Here is a 19,067-nt window from a genome sequence, read left to right as displayed (position 1 = left end):
CTGTATTGCTTCAGGATATAAAAGATCAAAATGTGTTATTTTCCGTTGCAGATGCTGCTTACGATAGTCAACGTATTTATGAAATTGCACGAACATGTAACATCTTTGCCATGAATCCAATCAATCCTAGGAATGGTGAACAAAATAAGAGTACACATCGTCGTGTATTATCTCATTTTATACAAACTATCTTTGGTAAACAATTGATGAAAGAACGTAGGAAAATTGAACAACAGTTTAGTAAACTCAAAGATAAAGGGTTGGAACAGCCACGTTGGTATGGTCAAAATCGCTATCTATTGCATGTTCAGCTAGTTTTTCTGATTCATAACATTGCATGTTTATTTTAGTTTTGCAACACCCTCTACCAAAGTAAAGGGAGTAGAAATATATATGAAAAGGATATGTATAATTCCATGTGGAAAAAAGAAAATTTGGGATAAACATTCAGACTACGGACCGATGGAAGCAAAAGATGTGTATATTAGTCCGTTCGGAAAAGCATGTCAGGCGTACGCAACTATGTTTTTCGAAAACTGGGTTATATTATCGGCGAAACATGGATTTTTAAGACCAAATGATATTGTATTAGAAAACTATGATCTTGCATTTGATTCAAAAAGTGATGAGGTAATAAATATAGAGCAATTACAAAAACAGATGGTAGATAAAAGTTTATTACAGTTTGACGAAATCGTCTTACTAGCAGGGAAGAAGCATAAAAAAGTAGTGACAAAGTTATATCCAGAAGAAATGATTACATATCCGCTAGAGGGGTGTAAAGGGATTGGATATATGTTGCAGAGGTTGAAAGAAGCTGTGAAGGAAGGGGAGGAAATATAGGTGTAGTTTCAGTGATTTTAAACTCTATTTATTTAGGGAGCTGAAAAGTAAAATAGAGTTTTTAGGCATCGCCGAAAGGGTGATGTTTTTTTTGTTCGTGTCGTCATTCATGTAAAAGTAATTTAGAGAATAAATCATTCGATTTATGAAGCGATAGCTTTTTTATATCGAGAACAAATTGCTTCACTTCTAGAAAATGTAGGACATATGGGTACAGTTAAGATTGTAAGTGGGAATAGCAATAAGACAAGTTTTGAATAGGATATTAAGAAAGGAGATGTTGATAAATAATGGCCAGATATAGTTTGCACGGAGGACACAATAGTATTGTTCAAGGTGCTAATTTTGGGAATCGGAAAGAACACGTTTTAGATAGGCAAGTTAAAGATGCTGTGGCGACTAAGTTAAGATCCCTAGGACACACGGTTTATGACGATACGGACGAGGTAGGGGCAACTCAATCACAAAATTTAAATAATATCATTCGGAATAGCAATTCCCATGCTGTGGATTTAGTTATTTCTTTTCATCTTAATGCAAGTGATGGAAATGGACAGGGTGTTGAGGTTTTGTATTATGATCAGAAAGATTTGGCGGCTAAAATCTCAGCTCAACTAGCAAAAGATATTGGATGGCGTGATCGAGGTGCGAAACAGCGTACAGATTTAGCGGTATTAAATGGGACGAAAGCACCTGCTATTCTTATAGAATTAGGATTTATTGACAATGAATCTGATATGGCAAAATGGAATGTTGATAAAATCGCTAATTCTGTTGTATTTGCTCTTACAGGACAAACTGGAGGAGGTGCAGCGGATTTGCTCAAAGTAAAAACTGGTGGTGTAGCATTTAGTAATTTACAAGCTTTGGCTCAAGCTATGGTTGATGCGGGTATTGATGGACAAATTGTCGTTCAAAAAGATGGCATTGGTTATGCTATAACGAATGGCTATCCGTCCGGGAATATCGATAAATTTACAGCTTGGTTAGATGCACGTAAATGGTACTATGAGTACGTGAGATAAAACGAAAATTGGTTTGATTAAAAACTAAAAATTGTCTTATTTTTAGTTAACAAGTATATTAAGTAACTATAAAAATATGGACAATGTATATGTAAATTAGTACACAAAACCACCTGTCAGAAAGGTGGTTTTATTTATCAAGCTATTTGCGGGAAGTAAAATTCTCACCTCAAAATTCGGATGAAGCTAAGAAATTAAGTGGGAATTTCACTGCTCGTAGCCTCCTACTAATTATAGTTTCACTTTATATAGTTTAGAGCTTTGTAAATCTTTACTTGTTAAACCTGTAATAATATTTTGTTTTCTCAATACATAAGCCGAATTTTAAATTATTACCCAATAATATACTACCTCTCATACTATTTATTAGTTGATAATAGCAAAAAAACAAGCTTTGAATATAATAATGAAAAAGGAGATGTTAAATAATGGGTTATATTGTGGATATTTCGAAATGGAATGGCGACATTAACTGGGATATCGCAGCACCACAATTGGATTTCGTAATTGCACGTGTGCAAGATGGTTCAAACTATGTAGATCCTTTATATAAAAATTATGTACAAGCAATGAAAGTAAGGAATATTCCGTTTGGTAATTATGCGTTCTGTCGTTTCGTTTCAGTAGAGGATGCACGGATAGAAGCAAGAGACTTTTGGAACCGTGGTGATAAAAATGCAACAGTTTGGGTAGCTGACGTAGAAGTAAGAACAATGAACGATATGAGAGCGGGTGCACAAGCTTTTATTGATGAATTACGCAGATTAGGAGCTAAGAAGGCTGGTTTATATATTGCTCATCATATGTATGCTCCATTTGGAATGGCAAATATCAATTCTGATTTTGTATGGATTCCTCGTTATGGTGGTAACAAACCGGCGTATTCATGTGATATTTGGCAATACACAGAAACAGGGAATGTGGCTGGTATCGGCAAGTGTGATTTAAATAAGCTGATTGGAAATAAGCCGTTAGCTTGGTTTACAAATCCAATTGTTGAGCCGATAAAAAAACAAGAAGGGGTTGGAATTATAGTGAATAAATATAACAAAGTAGTTACTTATGAATTTGGTGTAAATTTAGTTCCTGACATGATTCAAATGATGGATAAGCTTGGATATACTTCTAAAATAATATCTCGTGGAGATAACCAAGGGCTTGTGTATTTCGAAACAGATTATCGTCAAGGGAACGAACTGGACAAAGCAACTGCTTGGTTAGATACGAAAGGAATTAAATATTTTTATGTAATCTTTTAACTCTACTTATAATATGGAGAAAATAGACTAATAAACAAGCCTTTGTATACTTTTAAACATAGAATATGATGAATTCTATTAAGGAGGAAGCAGATTCATGGGAAATACTTGTCATTGTGGGCATTCCCGAAATTGTAATACATTTTGGGATAATTTAATGTTTGGGAGATGTAGATGTAAACGCAATGATTTTCACGAATGTTGTTGCAAAGAGAAACCGAAATGTGAATGTGAAAAATGTCATTGTAAAACAAAACCGAAATGCCATTGTATTCATGAAGAGGAAGGGTATTAATAATAAAAAAGAGTACGATACGTACTCTTTTTTGGGTGATTATATTCCATCTTGAACAGATTTCTTTACAATTACCCATGTGTCTTTCTTTTTAACCGTTATAGCTACATTAGTTCCATTAGATTCCTTATAAAAGATATATCCATTGTTTGAGTTTACATATGTTACTGGTTCGCCTATGCAATCTCGCGAGCAGGATTTGTTGACCAGTTCAATTAGGGATAGTTCACTTGGATCGGTTTTGCTTGCTTCTATAACAGCATCAAGGCTTGTTTTTCGATAACCTTGCAAGTTTATATGAAAAAGCTGCTCTATTTCTCCTGTAATGCTAGTGTTCATTACTTCTACTGAATTCTTTTTTTCTTGAAGAAAGCCGTTTTCATAAAGTAATTTTGTATAGCCAATCCATGCTATTAACACTAGCATGAAAAACATACCTGTCATTTTAAGTATTCGAAGTCGTTTGCTTATAATTGTTTCTGAGTATTTCATTGACTCTAATCCTCCAATGTTTTTAATTTAAAATATGCTTGGATACATACTTTTAGAAGAGGATGAAAGTTAATGAGTTTTCAATAAAAAAGAAAACATCCAGAGTTAGATGCTTTCTTTTTTTTGTATTTTTGGCTATCTGTTCGTTACTTGTTTCATAAGTGGTCTTATTTCTTTAACTGGTGGTTTCTTATCATAGGCATCAACGTAAGAAAAGTAGTAGTTTAAGTTTCTTAGAAGACCTTTTCCTATTTTTGCACTTAAGAAAGGAAATACTTGTCCGGTATAATCATCGAGAGATTTACAGTAATATTTTTCATCTAAATATATACTGTATTTACATGTTAGTTCTACTAAAGGATTCCCTTCATCATCAAATACTTCTTTAGAATCAATAATATCTATTAGTGCAAATTTTTCATTTAAGTAAACTTTCTTTTTTTTCTCGTGTTTATTTGTAAGTATAAAAACGAGACCAATTGCGTTAATCAAACTATTTCCTCCTATAAAAAACGGATATTAATAAAATATATCGATATAAGCTAAATGTAAAGAGGAGAGGTGAAATATCATAGAGAGAAAACTAAATAAGCCGATTTATGTTTGGAAATCGACTTATTTTTATCAAGTATTACTTAGTAGTAATACCTACTCTGATTAAAGTTTCACTTTATTGAAATACTTGCGGGAATTGTTTTACGATTGCGTTTGTTATCATGTCGGCCATTTCCAATGCTTCTTTTTCAATTTTATCGTAAAGTTTTACTCCTGCTTCATAATCTTTATTTAGGAAGGCAAGTGCTTCTGCTTTCGTTAGTGCTAAATGTTCATAAAACATTTTTCTAAATTCTTCTTTATCTATATATGGGTTGATACTGTTAAGAAATTCAATAATTTCATCACCATTAGCGTACCATTTTTTCTCTATAGCGGCCGCTGCATTTTGATTACCAGCTTTTGCGGCTTTAACAAGATCCGCTGCAATTACTAAGTGATCTTTAATTAATGCACTATATTTTTTCACTGCATCCTCACCGTAAAATGGTTCAAGTGATAGTCCCATATGTGTTGCGTTTTGTAGAAGTCGTCCAACAGTAACGTTAACATCTGGTAAATTAAAGACTATACTTATAATAGCCAATCTCGTCCAAGCGACGTGTTGTTCCCATAAAGAACGCATATACCCTTTTAAAAAATTCTCATTTTTACTAATTCGGTAGTTCCGTACGGATAAATCATAGTTTACATAAGGGTTATGGTAGGGGGAGTAATACGATTGCCAATAAGAATACATAAATAGTAACACTCCTTTGAACATGTATAACTCAAAGTATGATGAAGATTTATTTTTAGTTACGTGTCCTAGATTATTTTTAGGGAATTTGAAATGGAGAAATTAGGTGAATGATGTTGTGGTATATACGAATAAATTGAATATAAAGTAAAAGAGGGTCTGCAAGGGAAGTTGCAGACCCTCAAAAGGGTATTGCCGAGATGTCGGACTCGACTACGTAATGTTATCATAAAATTCTTTTGAAAAAACCTGGTAAATGTGTCCAAATGAAATTAGGACCTTCATACAGTCAAAGGGACCTGCTTCCCGCGGCAGGCCCCAATAACTAGATAATGTCGATGAGCAAAAAACTCATCTGGAGTACTTTTATAGTAACAAGTAAAATGTCTTTTGTGTATTGAGAAAGAAAAATTGCATAATTATATGTGAACAATTTAACTCCCAACAATTCATGATAATCATGAATTGTTGGGAGTTAAATATGGTTATAAAATGGAGAAAAGACTTGGAAGTGAGATCGAGGTACACAGAAGTATGTAATCATGAAAAAGACCTGCTAATATAAGCAGGTCAACTTAAGGGGTTTATCCAACAGATTATTATATATGGTAACAACTGAATTGTAGTAAGTCTATACATTTAATATTGAGAAAAATTTTGTGAATGATATATTTTTTGCGCATATATTAACGTCTAAAAAGTGGAGAAAGAAAATTAAAAAGCTTTTTATAAGAGAATAATGGCTGATACTTATAGTATGATTCATATTTCCACGCATCATTATTAGAGAATTGGAGTTTTTGTGTTTTCGTTTTCGCCGTGATGGAACTCATATTACGATGCTTCATATAGTAACCTCCTGAATTTATATGTATACGATTAGTAGTATTCAAGAAAGGGAAATAAAATGAACGTTTAAATTGAAACTCTTTCTTCTTGTGTACTGGATTTATATTATAAATGTTGTAAAACATATAAAATAATGATGCTAGTTAGTATTAAATAAGTGGAGAAACATAGAATAATGAAAAAACAATAAGCATCTAATCATCCCTTTCAAGTCGCATAAGTGATTGATATAATAGAAGTAGATGAAAGATAAAGAAAAGCAGGTGACTCTTTTTTGTTTACTAAAGCACAAGAACTTTTAGCGTCCTACTTTGGTTATTCTTCGTTTCGAAGAGGACAAGATGAAACAATTAAAAACGTATTAGATGGGAAAGATACGGTTTGTATTATGCCAACGGGTGGCGGTAAGTCGATTTGTTATCAAATTCCGGCATTAGTATTTGAAGGAACGACGTTGGTTATATCACCTTTAATATCACTTATGAAGGATCAAGTAGATACATTGGTACAGAATGGCATTTCAGCTACATATATTAATAGTTCTATTTCTATTGCTGAAGCAAATCAGCGAATTCAATTAGCGAAACAAGGACATTACAAATTACTTTATGTCGCGCCTGAGCGTCTTGATTCGATGGAGTTTGTTGACCAACTTATCGATATGAAAATCCCTATGATTGCGATTGATGAAGCACACTGTATTTCACAGTGGGGACATGATTTCCGTCCAAGTTATTTACATATACATCGCATATTAGATTATCTTCCAGAAAAGCCGCTTGTATTAGCATTAACAGCAACAGCAACACCGCAAGTACGTGATGATATTTGTAATACACTTGAAATTAATCAAGAAAATACAATTATGACAACGTTTGAGCGTGAGAACTTATCGTTTTCTGTTATTAAAGGGCAAGATCGAAATGCATATTTGGCGGATTATATTCGTCAAAATCAAAAGGAATCTGGGATTATATATGCAGCTACTAGAAAAGTAGTCGATCAGTTATATGAAGATTTAATGAAGGCAGGAGTTTCTGTATCAAAATATCACGCTGGTATGAGTGATATTGATCGAAATGAGCAACAAGAACTCTTTTTACGAGATGAAGTAAGTGTAATGGTAGCAACATCTGCATTCGGGATGGGTATTGATAAATCGAATATTCGTTACGTAATTCATTATCAGCTTCCAAAAAATATGGAAAGTTACTATCAAGAAGCAGGACGTGCTGGTCGTGACGGATTAGATAGTACATGTATATTGTTATATTCTTCTCAAGATGTACAAGTACAGCGTTTTTTAATTGATCAATCAACTGGAGAATCACGTTTTTCAAATGAACTTGAAAAATTGCAAAATATGACCGATTACTGTCATACAGAACAATGTTTACAATCATTCATTTTGCAATACTTTGGAGAAGAACCGAAAGAAGATTGTGGACGCTGTGGTAATTGTACAGACAATCGCGAGAGCATCGATGTGACAAGGGAATCACAAATGGTTTTATCATGCATGATTAGAACGAACCAACGCTTTGGAAAGCAAATGATAGCGCAAGTATTAACTGGGTCGAAGAATAAGAAAGTTATTGAATTTAATTTTCATACTTTACCAACGTATGGGCTTTTATCGAACCGTAGTGTAAAAGAGGTCAGTGAGTTTATCGAGTTTTTAATTTCAGAAGAGTTAATTGCAGTTGAACATGGCACTTATCCGACGTTAAAAGTAACTGAAAAAGGGAAAGAAGTATTACTTGGTAAAGAGAATGTTTTACGAAAAGAACGAGTAGAGACAAGACAAATTGTTCAAGACCATCCTTTATTTGAAGTGCTTCGTGAAGTACGTAAAGAAATTGCACAAGGAGAAGGTGTACCTCCGTTCGTTATTTTCTCTGACCAAACATTAAAAGATATGTGTGTGAAAATGCCGCAAAGTGATTCCGAATTGTTGACGGTAAAAGGTATCGGAGAACACAAACTTGTGAAATATGGTTCGCACTTCTTACAAGCAGTTCAGCATTTTATTGAGGAAAATCCAAATTATGCTGAAACGATTAAGACAGAAGTAGTTTCAGAGCGTAAAAAGTCAGGAAAAGCGTCCGCAAATTCTCATTTAGAAACGTATGAAATGTATAAACAAGGTATTGATTTGAATGAGATTGCAAAAGAACGTAACTTATCAAGACAAACAATCGAAAACCATTTAATTCGCTGCTATGAGGATGGAATGGAAGTAGATTGGCACAGCTTTGTTCCAGCAGAGTATGAATCTCTTATTGAAACTGCCGTTCAAAATGCAGATGGTGGTCTGAAATCTATTAAAGAACAGCTTCCGAATGAAGTGAGTTACTTTATGATTCGTGCTTATTTACAAATAAGAAAGTAGAGGCATATAAAGGGGATAAGAATTTATGTATCATGTTTTCGTTTATGGCACGTTAAGAAGAGGACAAACGAATGCTCATTATATGCTAGGTGCAACATGTATCACAGACAGAGCTTGGACATATGGAAAATTATTTGATACGAACGAAGGATATCCGGCCATGACTTATTCGATTGAAGAACAGGTGTATGGAGAAGTTTATGTAGTAAATGATGAGATATTGTGTAAGTTAGATGAACTAGAAGAATATAGAGGCAATGCGGAGACTGATTTATATGATCGAATCACGCAAACAGTATATGTTGCTGATGGGGAAATTGAGGCATATGTGTATATCGCTCAGGATAAAAAGATGTTAAAGAAAGTGATAGACTCTGGTGACTGGCTTATGTATCAAAAAATATAATAAGGTAGTTTTAAAAATTGGAAAGCAGATAATGACGAATTCATTATCTGCTTTTTATTGTGTGAATAATTGTCGTTCTCTTTTTATTCTTATAGTTCTTAGTACGGTTCCAATTCCGAGAAATAAAACAGTAGCAGCGACCCCGCTAGTAGGATTTAACCAAAAATCACTACTGTTTGTAAGAGTAATAATCCCTGTTATTGTAACTAAAACAGTAGGAACAGCATCCTCGATCGTATGCATGATAATACATGGCCAGACGGATTTTGTAAGTCTATATATTTCAACATACATAATTGACCAACAAACCATAAGGATACAGCCAGATAGAAGCATATTTAATCTTGAGATAGATTCAAAATATTCATTTGAAGAGCCTCCTTTACTTTTATTTATCCTACTATTTATGGGCAGTAAAACGCCCATTGATTAAAGTCTTTAATTTTTACAATGTTTTTTAATAGATAAATTAAATAGGAGACAAATAGAAAGAAGTATCTTTTACATGCATCACTATACTATATGTGTATGTGTGTGATTTAGATGTTGCATATTCTTTTTAAATTAGAAAGATGAAAAGTAAGTTTTTTCGGAAAATTTAAATGGAAACTATTGACTTTATGATTGGATTTTTAATACAATGATACTTCGACTGAAAAATTAGAACGGACAGGAGGGAATCGTCGAAATGAGCAACATATTTGAAGATGAGTTACAAAAAATGAAGGATACTTTACATACGATGGATGAGCAATTGGATAGGCTTGAAAAAATCCCGGTTTATTATGGAGAAGATTTTAAAGAGCAAATTCTTGAAAGTATGAGGGAGTCTAATAGACAAAACTTACGTATTGGTGTGCAAGAGCCGTACTTTGGAAGGTTAGATTTTCAGGAAGATGGAAAAGAAGAAGTTATGCCGATTTATATCGGAAAAGTAGGGGTTTCGGATATGGACACGATGAAGCCAATCATTATTGATTGGCGAGCGCCTGTCGCAAGTATGTTTTATTCATTTACCGGTGGAGAAGAATTAGCATTTTATCAATCACCAGATGGGTTAGTAGAAGGTGATGTGTATTTAAAACGAAACATTTCCATTCGAAAAAGAGAACTTGAACGTGTTGTTGATACATATGTAAAAGGAAATGAAGATGTATCACATGCCGATGATTTTCTTCTATATCGATTAGGTGAGAATAAAGATAATAAGCTAAAGGATATTGTTTCAACGATTCAATCGGAACAAAATGATATTATTCGAGCGGAAAGAAATTTACCATTACTTATTCAAGGGGTTGCAGGGAGTGGAAAGACAACAATTGCTTTACATCGCCTTGCTTTTTTAATTTATGAATATCGTGAACAACTAGAAGCAGAAAGAATGATCGTATTTGCACCGAATAGTCTGTTTTTAGACTATATTTCGAGTGTACTTCCTGAATTAGGTGTAGGGAATATTAGTCAAACAACGTTTCCAGATTGGGCATTACGTACGTTAGATGATTCAGTGAAACTAAAGCAGACAGAAAAAAAATTGAAAGAAGCATTTTCAATTAATCGTGATGAAAAGAAGGTAATGCTAGGTAAATTAAAGGGTACGTTGGAATTTAAGACGTTTATTGAAGAGAGAATGATCCAATTTGAAAATGAGTTAGTTCCGACAAAAGATTTTGAGGCGTGGGATAGAGCGATTATTCCATTAGAAGATGTTAAAAAATGGATGCAAGTTGAATATAAACATTATCCTTTACAGAAAAGAAGAGAACGATTAGTAGGACGAATGAAGCGCTGGATTGAAATTGAACTTAAAAAATTCGGGGAAACAAACGAGAAAAAATTACTAAAAAAAGAAGCGACTAAGAGACTGAACGCATATATGAAGTTTTGGCCGAAAATGAGTGCTCTTTCACTGTATAGTTCAATAGTAAAAAGTAAAGAAATACTTGAGGTATTACCTGAAGAACTTGTTAAAGAAACAGAAAAGAGTTGTCGTAAAAAAGAAGTGTGTGTAGAAGATTTACCAGCTTTAATATACATACATCATCGTATAACAGGGATCGAAATCGGGCAGAAGTTTCATCACGTTGTTATTGATGAAGCGCAAGATTTTTCGCCTTTCCAAGTTTATGTATTAAAAGAAATTACATTAGGTAATTCTTTCACTATATTAGGTGATTTATCGCAAGCGATTTATGATTACCAAGGAATTGAAGATTGGAATGCTTTTAAGGAAGTATTCCAAGAAACCGGTTATTATGAATTGACAAGAAGTTATCGTTCTACAAAGGAAATTATTGAATTTGCAAATGAAATAATTAAAAATGCAGAAATCCCAGTAGGACTCGCAACACCAGTCTTCCGCAGTGGAGAAGATGTGAAAGTAATTCATGCAGAAAATCAATTTACTGAAATTGTGAAGACGGTAAAACATTTGCAAAATGCAGATGTGAAAACAATTGCGGTAATCGGAAGAACAGAAGATGAATGCCGTGATATATATGTGAAATTAACAAATGCAGGATTAACGGTAAACGTAATTGAAGCAAACCAAAGTAAATATGAAGGTGGTATATCAGTAGTACCTGTCTATTTAGCGAAAGGTTTAGAATTTGATGCGGTGCTTTTAATTGATGTGGATGAAGAACATTACAAAAACACAAAACATGATGCAAAGTTACTATATGTCGGATGTACGAGATCACTTCATGACTTATGGATTTTCCATGGTGGGGAAGCGTCACCTTTAATTAAAGGATTAAAATAAAGTAAAACTATAATCAGTGGGGAGTTTTACTGCAAGCTAATGTGGGATAAATATAAAAAGAGGATTTTCTAGTACTGTATGAAGATCCTCTTTTTTATATTAAAATGGTAGACGTGTAAAATGACAATAAAGTTATTTAATTTTCGATTCTGTAGTGCTTTAAGAAAAAAATGTACTTTTTAATAGACTACATGCTGCTAATTTAAGTCTTTAATTTATAGCTGTAGAAATAAATAATAATGAATAAAGATAATGATTAATATATAATTTAATGAGAACAAATGTACATTTATTTTTAAATGTGAGTTCTAAAAAATAAAAGCCTTTTCTCAATATCGAGAAAGTAGGTTCTTTAGCATACACTTTATTTTTCACATTCACAATCATCTAAATAATATACAACAAATATTTCCCGATCTTCGTCTATTTCTGATGCACATCTTTTTAATGGTCTCGCCTGTAGAGAAGGATTAAAAATTAAAAGATGAGGTAGTAAGTCAGAAGTACTTTCTTTCTCAAGAACATGAAGCACCTCTCTTTGCGATGGTTCATCTTCATATTTTCGGTATTCAACACATCTAAAGTTGTATTTCTTTGATTGAGTTAGGTAAGTTGTTTCTTCCTTCAACTTTTTAAGTTTAATTCTCACTACATCATCAACCCAAGAGCCTATATTCTCGTAAACTACACCATTACTTACAATGTAATCAGTTATTAATCTCGCAGATATCTCTTCATTTTTTAAGTTTTTACGTGAAAATAATACTTCTTTCGTTTCAGTAATATATTCGATGGTATTCATTTTTGCATTAGCCTCCTTCACTTAGTTTAAAATTAGCTTATACTATAAATAAGACAGATTTTGTCATATTTTATGAAAAAGGTGATTAAATGTCTAAAACTAAACGCATCATTAGAATCATGCTGGCATTAAACAATAATAATTCCATTACTGCAAAGGAACTTGCTAAATCCGAAGGAGTCTCAGAGAGAACAATCCTCCGAGATATACAGGAGCTAAGTGAAATTTACTTTCCAGTCTATTCAGAAAGAGGTAGAAATGGAGGATTTAGTACACTAAAAAATAAAATGATCCCTCCTATTTGGTTTAGTGAGGATGAAATAATAGCTTTATTTTTTGCAATAGATGCCATGCAATATGTTGGCGCCACTCCTTTTTCTACTTCATATAATGTAATTTTAAATAAATTGTTCAATATGATTCCTCAGGAAACTTCCGATGCAATTGAGAATACTAGAGACAAAATCTTGATGTGGCAACCAAATATTAAAGTAGATAAAAGGGTCCTAAGAAACCTTTATGATGCATCTGTAGAAGAGAAAACTGTTAATATCTTATATGAAACAACTGAAGATGAAATCTATAGAGAGATAGAACCTATGGGCTTATACGTATATAACGGGTATTGGTATTGTCCCGCTTACTGTAGAATGAGAAGAGGCATAAGGCTTTTCAGAGTAGATCGAATAAAAAAAACAATTATTAATTCTACTTCTCATTCCACTAATGTCCATTCGAATGTTAAAGAATGGCTGTATTCTGAGTGTGAATCTAATCTCATAAAGCTCGAAGTGAGTTTAAGCAAAGAAGGAAAAAGAAAAGCTGAGAGCATATCATGGTTAAGAGATAATATGGAATACAATTCAGATGGAACCGCGAAAATAACAAAGAATATTAACCCTTCAGAAGAGTGGTTTTATGTTGAACTACTTTGGAATATTGGACAAGAAGCAGAAATAATAGAACCTGATTGTATAAAAAATAAGCTTATTGAAAGGGCAAAATCAGTGATAACGAAATATAATGACTTTTAGCTTAATTTACATTTAATTTTATACTACTAGAAAGGATCACTGCATAGATAATTGTTCCTTTATTCAACTAAAGGGTGCGATTGTGGCATAAAATAGATAAAAAATAATCAAACTTTATTTCAAATCCACAACGGATGATGGTCCTATTATCAACGAATGGTATCTATCTTCCTAAGTCTAGTAAAACGCCATAATCCCCTACTCGTGGTTTAGAAAGTAGGGGGGGATTTTTTGTGAAAGATTTATCCTTTTTATCAAAGCACTACACTACATTTGAATAATGTTCAATTTTAAACGAATAAAGCCATTAATATTAAATCTTGATAGCCACCATCCAATTTTACACCCTTTGCTTTTCTACCCTCTTCAAAGAAGCCTAGATTCTTATATAACTGGATTGCACCTAGATTATCTTCCATTACCTCAAGACAAACTTTTTCAATCTTACTGTTATTTTTAGCCCAATTGATTAACGTTTCTAGAAGAGCTCTTCCAATACCATAATTTCGATATTCGGGTAGTATGGTCATCGCAAAAGCCCCTTGATGACTAATTTTTTCTTTGTTTCCGTTCTTAAAATCTATTGTACCGACTAACTTACCATCAACTTCAGCAATAAACTGTACATAATTTGGATTTTCATGATAAGCTTTTAACGTTTTTTGAATAGCATCGATACGCACCTTTTTTACATCCTCAACCGTACTTAGCATGTATGGAGCGTTTATTAAAGCTTTTGAAGCAGAATCTAGTATTCTTTCTGCATCCCGTTCTTTAGCTTCTCTAATTATTATTGTTTTTCCATCCTTAGATTTATAAGTAAAAACATTAGTTGATAAGATACTACACACACCCTTTCGGAATATAATTAGTTGAATTTTTTAACTATCGTGCAATTATTAAGTAAGAAAAAGTCGTATCACCTTTTTCTGCAATCGCTCTACTTCAACTTAATGACGATTATTTCAAATATTTTTAATTTTTACAAGGATTTATTCCGTTATATAGCCCGATTGTTGAATAACATGACTGGCGTTTTTTAAACAACTTTATTATCTCTGTACACGATGAATTAACGACTTGAGCTGTTGTTTAAATGATATACGATGCTTTTTTCTAATTCCTTAGTTTGTTCTTTTTCCCATATACGAACAGCATCTACTGGAATTTGTGTATGTTTTAACCAATCTAGAATAAGGTGTAGTTGTTCTTGTATTTGCCCAATGTTTTGCTCCTTTATGTTCTTATTCTGGATTCTATCAATTAATTGCAGCATATAGGGAAGTTTTTCTATACATTCGCCTAAATCCCCGCAATAACCTGACGGTAATTCATGTGTACCAAAATCTAAAGTATTGATGTAATTAGAAACTAGGTATATCATGGCTTCTTGTTCGGTATCACCACCTAATTCAATCGCTTTTCGAAGGGATTTTTCTAAATCGTCTTCTTTATTGCTAGAGTCCATATAAATTCCTATCCATCTAAAAGGTCTTGAATCAAATGGGGTGTTTTCTGTCCATCTATATAGAATGTCAATTAGAAAACTATTTAGTGAGAAAGTTAACACCTCATCTTTTTCGTTTGATGCATCTAAAATAGTAAACAGTGAAATGGCAAACTCCTCTTGATCTTTTGATTCCCATTTCTTTGCATTTGTAATAAATGTCTCTAAATGTTTATAAGCTAATTTTCGAAGTCCCGCTTCGCGATGCTGACAGTAACAAATAAAATCATGCCAATGCTCAGTTGTATTCATATGTATAATAATAGTTTGTAATGCAGTGAGAGGTTTATCCATTATAAGTCCCCAATCTATTAAGCACGTGTTGAAAATTTAGTGTTATTATATCATTACATAAATTAAAGTGGGAAGAATTTAAGGTGGATTTTATTGGTCACGGGATCCAATCGATTGGTAATGTAGCGGTTCTAACAGGACTCATTATTGACTTTGAAGATGAAATGTAAAAAAGTTATTATATTTATCTGAATATTGAAGGAATACAAGAATTTTATTTATTTAATTTTTAGAAAAAATAGACTACAACATTAATAAATGGTATAATTTCCTTGTTATTGGAATTAAAAAGAAAAATATTTGAAGAAAAAGGATAGGGTTGGTTTTAATGGGGGATTCTGATCACAAAGAAACAAAGGCAATATTAAAGTTATGGTTTATTTATATACCACTTGCATTTGGAGAATTTGTCTTTTCGAATATCATAGATTATTTAAAAAAATAAAGATTTTGCATTTGAAAAACAATTAACCTAATTTAATTGTTTTTTTATTTTTCTCTAATAAACCAAACAAAAATAAAGATTTTGAACAAGATGAAGTTTATGAAGGAAGTAACGTTGATTAGGTGCTGAAAACGGTGTGAAATCAACAGTGCCTAAAGAATAAAACAGGAATCATTCAACCATGATAATTTTCCGTTTTATTAGCTTCCTATAGTGAGATGTTATGTTCACATCATATGTATACGATAGTTGTCACTTAATATAGCATTACTGCAACTTCAAAATTAGTAGTTAAGGTTGCTATCTTTTAGAGTGTTATATATATAACTTAGCTAAAAAAGTACAAATCATATAATTTGCGCTTTTCATTATCCGTTTTTCGGTAAAAAATATAGTTTTTGTCACATTAATACTGTACGATACATAGTATAAAACACATACTGTATGACATATAGTAATGGAAATGAGGTGAGTAAATGGATACTTTATTAAACTCGTTAATTACTGAGTTAAGAAGAGGGACATTAACGTTAGCCGTTTTAAGTCAATTAAGAACGCCGCAGTACGGATATTCACTTGTCCAGTTATTGGAGCAATCAGGGATTACAATTGATCAAAGTACTTTATATCCGCTACTTCGCCGATTAGAAAAACAGGAATTAGTGACGAGTAGTTGGGATAAAACGGAGAGTAGACTTCGTAAGTATTATGTTTTAAGTGATTATGGATTAGAAATATTTTTGCAGTTGAAAAAAGAATGGATAAAGGATTCGAAAGAACTTTATAACTTATTAAAGGAGGAAGAGAATGAATTTAATTGATCTCTATATCCAAGAGGTTGCGAAGAGATTACCTGAAAAAAATAGTGAAGATATTACACTTGAACTAAGGTCAACTATAGAGGATATGTTACCTGAAGATTATAGTGAGGAGGATGTAAAGAGCGTTCTCAAAAAATTGGGGAGTCCGGTTTCATTGGCTAATGGTTATTTGGATAGACCGATGCATTTAATTGGACCACGTTATTTTGATGTATATACAACGTTGTTAAAAATGATTATACCAATCGCAGCTGTCATTGCACTCATATCAATGGTTGCAGAAAATTTTATAGGCTATAGTGGTGATCAAGCGATATTAAATGTTATTTTGCAATTGATAGGTAAAGGCATTGGGGAAATTTTTGAAGTGGGCCTCCATGTATTTTTCTGGTTGACACTTGTGTTTGTTATTTTAGAAAGAACAGATAAAGACAAAGGTATCGAGCCGTTGACGACAAGTTTTAAAAAATGGACACCAGATGATTTGAAAAACATCTCGTATATCCCAAAGAAAAAAGCAATCTCGAAGTTTGAAGTTTTTGCAGGTTTAATGTGGACAGCAGTTTGGGCTACACTTTACTTTTATGCGAATCATCTTGTTGGCGTATATAACGGTACGGCAAATGGACTGAAGTTTGTTTCGCCAACTTTTAATCAAGATGTTTTATTGCAGTACTGGCCAATCGTTATAATTATGATCGTTTTTGAAATATGTATATCCCTTTATAAATTGGTGCAGGGACAATGGACTCAAAGATTGGCGATTGGGAATGCTATTCTTCAAATAGCTGGGACGATAGTATTCATTGTAATTGTAGTAAATCCACATGTATTTAACGCAGGGTTTATTACGTATTTGGCAAATGCATTTACTATTTCCCCAGAGGGATTTAAAACGTGGCTCATTGGGGGAGGAATTTTCTTCTACACATTATCTGCTGCAATAAATATATTTGATGGTTTCCGAAAAGCTAGTATTCGTATGTAGATAAAAATCGGAAATTTCGATAAAATAAAACTATTAAAAAGATAGTGAAATAAGATGAACATGATGAAAGGAAGAAAACAATGATAAGGGAAGCAACGAAAAGAGATTTAGCATACATTTTAGATATTTATAACGATGCGATACTTTATACAACAGCTGTATATGCGTATAAACCTGTAACCCTTGAAAATAGAATAGATTGGTATGAACAAAAAAAGGCTGAAGGGTATCCAATTTTCGTATGTGAATTAGATAATAAAGTAGTAGGATTTGCGACATTCGGCCCATTTAGAGCGTGGCCTGCTTATAAATATTCAGTTGAACATTCTGTGTATGTAGATAAGGCATATAGAAAAAATGGCATTGGGTCTTCATTAATGAAAGAATTAATCAAAATTGCAAAGGAAAGAGAGTATATGACCTTAATTGCTGGAATTGATGCAGAGAATGAGAAAAGTATTGCCTTGCATCAAAAATATGGATTTGTTCATGCAGGAACAATAAAACAAGCTGGTTATAAGTTTAATAAATGGCTAGATTTAGCTTTTTATCAGCTGGAAGAGGGTGTTGCAAAACTAAAATAAATATGCAATGTTATGAATCAGAAAAACTAGCTGAACATGCAATAGATAGCGATTTTGACCATACCAACGTGGCTGTTCCAGCCCTTTATCTTTGAGATGACTAAACTGTTGTTCAATTTTTCCACGCTCTTTCATCAACTGTTTGCCAAAGGTAGTTTGTAGAAAATGAGACACTACACGACGATGTGTACTTTTGATTGGTCCGCTATTACGCGGGTTAATTGGATTGATCGCAAAGATATCACATGCTCCGGCAATTTCATGAATGTGCTGACTATCATAAGCGGCATCTGCAACGGAAAATAACACATTTTGGTTTTGTATATCCCGAAGCAATGCAGGAGCTATTTTACTATCATGTACATTTGCGGTTGTAAATGCATACGACAATATAACACCTTCTGGTGTAGAACAGACATGAGTTTTATATCCCTTATACCAACCATAGCGAGTAGATTTTCCCCATTTCGCTTGAGAATCATATAAACTACTCCGTAAGGCTGTACTATCAATTAAAACGCACGGAATTAACCCTAAATTCTTTTCTTGAAGAATTTGTTTATGAAGCAACGGAATTTCTTCGTTGCGAAACCAAGTGCCTACACGTGAAAAAGTAGATATATGAGGAACAAGCGAAAGGCCACAAGATACACGAAATGAAGGATATTGATGTAAAAAACGAGTTAACTTACGTAATGAATTGATCTGGAATACCGTTTTTATAAAAAAACATTTGAGTAAAGCTTTTCTACAGATGGGTGGGCGGCCTGTCATAGGCGGAACGCCTCCAATGGTTAAACTGTCTACGTAGGCAAATAAAATTTGTAAAATGGATTGATTTTGATCAAAATTGGTTATCATACTAGTAAATCCGTCCTTTCTGGAGATAGTTTTAGGATACTATCATTCTTCCAGGAAAACGGGTTTCTTTATGCATTCATTTTTGGATATTTATGAGTTTTGCAACACCCTC

General features: G+C 33.0%; 20 protein-coding genes and 1 pseudogene. 12 read left to right on the top strand and 9 right to left on the bottom strand.

Features of this window, described 5'->3' with window-relative positions; all coding sequences use genetic code 11:
• From V6946_RS14785 to V6946_RS14765, 5 genes are all read left to right on the top strand, one after another.
• The coding region (locus V6946_RS14785; protein WP_406622056.1) for a transposase at positions 1–350 on the top strand (350 nt) is incomplete at its 5' end.
• 43 nt (positions 351–393) lie between these two features.
• Positions 394–843, top strand: a complete 450-nt coding sequence (locus V6946_RS14780; RefSeq protein WP_000820903.1) for a DUF6884 domain-containing protein — start codon at positions 394–396, stop codon at positions 841–843.
• Positions 844–1,133: 290 nt separating this feature from the next.
• Complete coding sequence (locus V6946_RS14775; RefSeq protein ID WP_006920619.1) at positions 1,134–1,868, top strand: N-acetylmuramoyl-L-alanine amidase; 735 nt, start codon at positions 1,134–1,136, stop codon at positions 1,866–1,868.
• Positions 1,869–2,296: 428 nt separating this feature from the next.
• A complete protein-coding gene (locus tag V6946_RS14770) occupies positions 2,297–3,127 on the top strand; it encodes a GH25 family lysozyme (RefSeq protein WP_366982225.1) in 831 nt (276 codons plus the stop codon).
• 161 nt (positions 3,128–3,288) lie between these two features.
• On the top strand, positions 3,289–3,477 hold the full coding sequence (locus V6946_RS14765; RefSeq protein WP_006920628.1) for a hypothetical protein: 189 nt from the start codon (positions 3,289–3,291) through the stop codon (positions 3,475–3,477).
• Here V6946_RS14765 and V6946_RS14760 read toward each other — a convergent pair.
• The 4 genes from V6946_RS14760 to V6946_RS14745 all read right to left on the bottom strand — a co-directional run bounded on the left by V6946_RS14760 (position 3,462) and on the right by V6946_RS14745 (position 6,056).
• On the bottom strand, positions 3,462–3,914 hold the full coding sequence (locus tag V6946_RS14760; protein WP_000877572.1) for a hypothetical protein: 453 nt from the start codon (positions 3,912–3,914) through the stop codon (positions 3,462–3,464). The genes V6946_RS14765 and V6946_RS14760 overlap by 16 nt on opposite strands.
• A gap of 135 nt (positions 3,915–4,049) precedes the next feature.
• Positions 4,050–4,406 (bottom strand): hypothetical protein, encoded by a 357-nt coding sequence (locus tag V6946_RS14755; protein WP_000606231.1) that lies wholly within the window; start codon positions 4,404–4,406, stop codon positions 4,050–4,052.
• Positions 4,407–4,584: 178 nt separating this feature from the next.
• Positions 4,585–5,208, bottom strand: a complete 624-nt coding sequence (locus V6946_RS14750; RefSeq protein WP_000287728.1) for a hypothetical protein — start codon at positions 5,206–5,208, stop codon at positions 4,585–4,587.
• A gap of 686 nt (positions 5,209–5,894) precedes the next feature.
• Positions 5,895–6,056: a hypothetical protein gene (locus tag V6946_RS14745; RefSeq protein ID WP_366982226.1), complete on the bottom strand. Its 162-nt coding sequence runs from the start codon at positions 6,054–6,056 to the stop codon at positions 5,895–5,897.
• A 275-nt stretch (positions 6,057–6,331) separates the two neighbouring features.
• Between V6946_RS14745 and recQ the strand changes: the two genes are divergently transcribed.
• Both recQ and V6946_RS14735 read left to right on the top strand, forming a co-directional pair.
• Positions 6,332–8,449 carry a DNA helicase RecQ gene (gene recQ, locus V6946_RS14740; RefSeq protein ID WP_006920959.1) on the top strand — a complete coding sequence of 706 codons (2,118 nt, stop codon included), beginning with the start codon at positions 6,332–6,334 and terminating at the stop codon, positions 8,447–8,449.
• A gap of 25 nt (positions 8,450–8,474) precedes the next feature.
• The gene (locus V6946_RS14735) at positions 8,475–8,855 is read left to right on the top strand and encodes a gamma-glutamylcyclotransferase (protein WP_006920961.1); all 381 of its coding nucleotides are present in this window, start codon (positions 8,475–8,477) and stop codon (positions 8,853–8,855) included.
• A gap of 54 nt (positions 8,856–8,909) precedes the next feature.
• On the opposite strand, the pseudogene V6946_RS14730 reads toward V6946_RS14735, so the two are convergent.
• A pseudogene (locus V6946_RS14730) lies at positions 8,910–9,224 on the bottom strand (CPBP family intramembrane glutamate endopeptidase); the annotation flags it as partial.
• 319 nt (positions 9,225–9,543) lie between these two features.
• Between V6946_RS14730 and V6946_RS14725 the strand changes: the two are divergent.
• Positions 9,544–11,619: a UvrD-helicase domain-containing protein gene (locus V6946_RS14725; protein ID WP_048535473.1), complete on the top strand. Its 2,076-nt coding sequence runs from the start codon at positions 9,544–9,546 to the stop codon at positions 11,617–11,619.
• A gap of 364 nt (positions 11,620–11,983) precedes the next feature.
• Here V6946_RS14725 and V6946_RS14720 read toward each other — a convergent pair whose 3' ends face one another.
• Positions 11,984–12,421 carry a hypothetical protein gene (locus V6946_RS14720; protein WP_006923929.1) on the bottom strand — a complete coding sequence of 146 codons (438 nt, stop codon included), beginning with the start codon at positions 12,419–12,421 and terminating at the stop codon, positions 11,984–11,986.
• 89 nt (positions 12,422–12,510) lie between these two features.
• Between V6946_RS14720 and V6946_RS14715 the strand changes: the two genes are divergently transcribed.
• The gene (locus tag V6946_RS14715; RefSeq protein ID WP_006923931.1) at positions 12,511–13,455 is read left to right on the top strand and encodes a YafY family protein; all 945 of its coding nucleotides are present in this window, start codon (positions 12,511–12,513) and stop codon (positions 13,453–13,455) included.
• 290 nt (positions 13,456–13,745) lie between these two features.
• On the opposite strand, the gene V6946_RS14710 is transcribed toward V6946_RS14715, so the two are convergent.
• Positions 13,746–14,306 carry a GNAT family N-acetyltransferase gene (locus V6946_RS14710; protein WP_193222119.1) on the bottom strand — a complete coding sequence of 187 codons (561 nt, stop codon included), beginning with the start codon at positions 14,304–14,306 and terminating at the stop codon, positions 13,746–13,748.
• A 221-nt stretch (positions 14,307–14,527) separates the two neighbouring features.
• Positions 14,528–15,256, bottom strand: a complete 729-nt coding sequence (locus tag V6946_RS14705) for a hypothetical protein (RefSeq protein WP_149215300.1) — start codon at positions 15,254–15,256, stop codon at positions 14,528–14,530.
• A gap of 921 nt (positions 15,257–16,177) precedes the next feature.
• Between V6946_RS14705 and V6946_RS14700 the strand changes: the two genes are divergently transcribed.
• The 3 genes from V6946_RS14700 to V6946_RS14690 all read left to right on the top strand — a co-directional run bounded on the left by V6946_RS14700 (position 16,178) and on the right by V6946_RS14690 (position 18,094).
• A complete protein-coding gene (locus tag V6946_RS14700) occupies positions 16,178–16,522 on the top strand; it encodes a PadR family transcriptional regulator (protein WP_366982227.1) in 345 nt (114 codons plus the stop codon).
• On the top strand, positions 16,509–17,510 hold the full coding sequence (locus tag V6946_RS14695; protein WP_006918667.1) for an HAAS signaling domain-containing protein: 1,002 nt from the start codon (positions 16,509–16,511) through the stop codon (positions 17,508–17,510). Before V6946_RS14700 ends, V6946_RS14695 begins: the two co-directional genes overlap by 14 nt.
• Before the next feature lie 80 nt (positions 17,511–17,590).
• Positions 17,591–18,094 (top strand): N-acetyltransferase family protein, encoded by a 504-nt coding sequence (locus V6946_RS14690; protein ID WP_366982229.1) that lies wholly within the window; start codon positions 17,591–17,593, stop codon positions 18,092–18,094.
• On the opposite strand, the gene V6946_RS14685 is transcribed toward V6946_RS14690, so the two are convergent.
• The gene (locus tag V6946_RS14685) at positions 18,086–18,955 is read right to left on the bottom strand and encodes an ISNCY family transposase (RefSeq protein ID WP_023520903.1); all 870 of its coding nucleotides are present in this window, start codon (positions 18,953–18,955) and stop codon (positions 18,086–18,088) included. The two genes, V6946_RS14690 and V6946_RS14685, sit on opposite strands and share 9 nt — an antisense overlap.
• Positions 18,956–19,067: the final 112 nt, after the last annotated feature.

The organism is Bacillus sp. PPSBB_2, assembly GCF_045291115.1.
In the GTDB taxonomy this organism is placed as follows: domain Bacteria; phylum Bacillota; class Bacilli; order Bacillales; family Bacillaceae_G; genus Bacillus_A; species Bacillus_A cereus.
Note: the sequence above shows the minus strand (reverse complement) of the source record. Positions and strands in the feature narration are given on the sequence as shown.

Excerpts from the sequence above, each read along its gene's own strand:
- V6946_RS14780 (WP_000820903.1), top strand. The coding sequence starts at position 394 with ATGAAAAGGATATGTATAATTCCATGTGGAAAAAAGAAAATTTGGGAT.
- V6946_RS14775 (WP_006920619.1), top strand. The coding sequence starts at position 1,134 with ATGGCCAGATATAGTTTGCACGGAGGACACAATAGTATTGTTCAAGGT.
- V6946_RS14770 (WP_366982225.1), top strand. The coding sequence starts at position 2,297 with ATGGGTTATATTGTGGATATTTCGAAATGGAATGGCGACATTAACTGG.
- V6946_RS14760 (WP_000877572.1), bottom strand. The coding sequence starts at position 3,914 with ATGAAATACTCAGAAACAATTATAAGCAAACGACTTCGAATACTTAAA.
- V6946_RS14750 (WP_000287728.1), bottom strand. The coding sequence starts at position 5,208 with ATGTATTCTTATTGGCAATCGTATTACTCCCCCTACCATAACCCTTAT.
- V6946_RS14745 (WP_366982226.1), bottom strand. The coding sequence starts at position 6,056 with ATGAAGCATCGTAATATGAGTTCCATCACGGCGAAAACGAAAACACAA.
- V6946_RS14735 (WP_006920961.1), top strand. The coding sequence starts at position 8,475 with ATGTATCATGTTTTCGTTTATGGCACGTTAAGAAGAGGACAAACGAAT.
- V6946_RS14725 (WP_048535473.1), top strand. The coding sequence starts at position 9,544 with ATGAGCAACATATTTGAAGATGAGTTACAAAAAATGAAGGATACTTTA.
- V6946_RS14720 (WP_006923929.1), bottom strand. The coding sequence starts at position 12,421 with ATGAATACCATCGAATATATTACTGAAACGAAAGAAGTATTATTTTCA.
- V6946_RS14715 (WP_006923931.1), top strand. The coding sequence starts at position 12,511 with ATGTCTAAAACTAAACGCATCATTAGAATCATGCTGGCATTAAACAAT.
- V6946_RS14705 (WP_149215300.1), bottom strand. The coding sequence starts at position 15,256 with ATGGATAAACCTCTCACTGCATTACAAACTATTATTATACATATGAAT.
- V6946_RS14700 (WP_366982227.1), top strand. The coding sequence starts at position 16,178 with ATGGATACTTTATTAAACTCGTTAATTACTGAGTTAAGAAGAGGGACA.
- V6946_RS14695 (WP_006918667.1), top strand. The coding sequence starts at position 16,509 with ATGAATTTAATTGATCTCTATATCCAAGAGGTTGCGAAGAGATTACCT.
- V6946_RS14690 (WP_366982229.1), top strand. The coding sequence starts at position 17,591 with ATGATAAGGGAAGCAACGAAAAGAGATTTAGCATACATTTTAGATATT.
- V6946_RS14685 (WP_023520903.1), bottom strand. The coding sequence starts at position 18,955 with ATGATAACCAATTTTGATCAAAATCAATCCATTTTACAAATTTTATTT.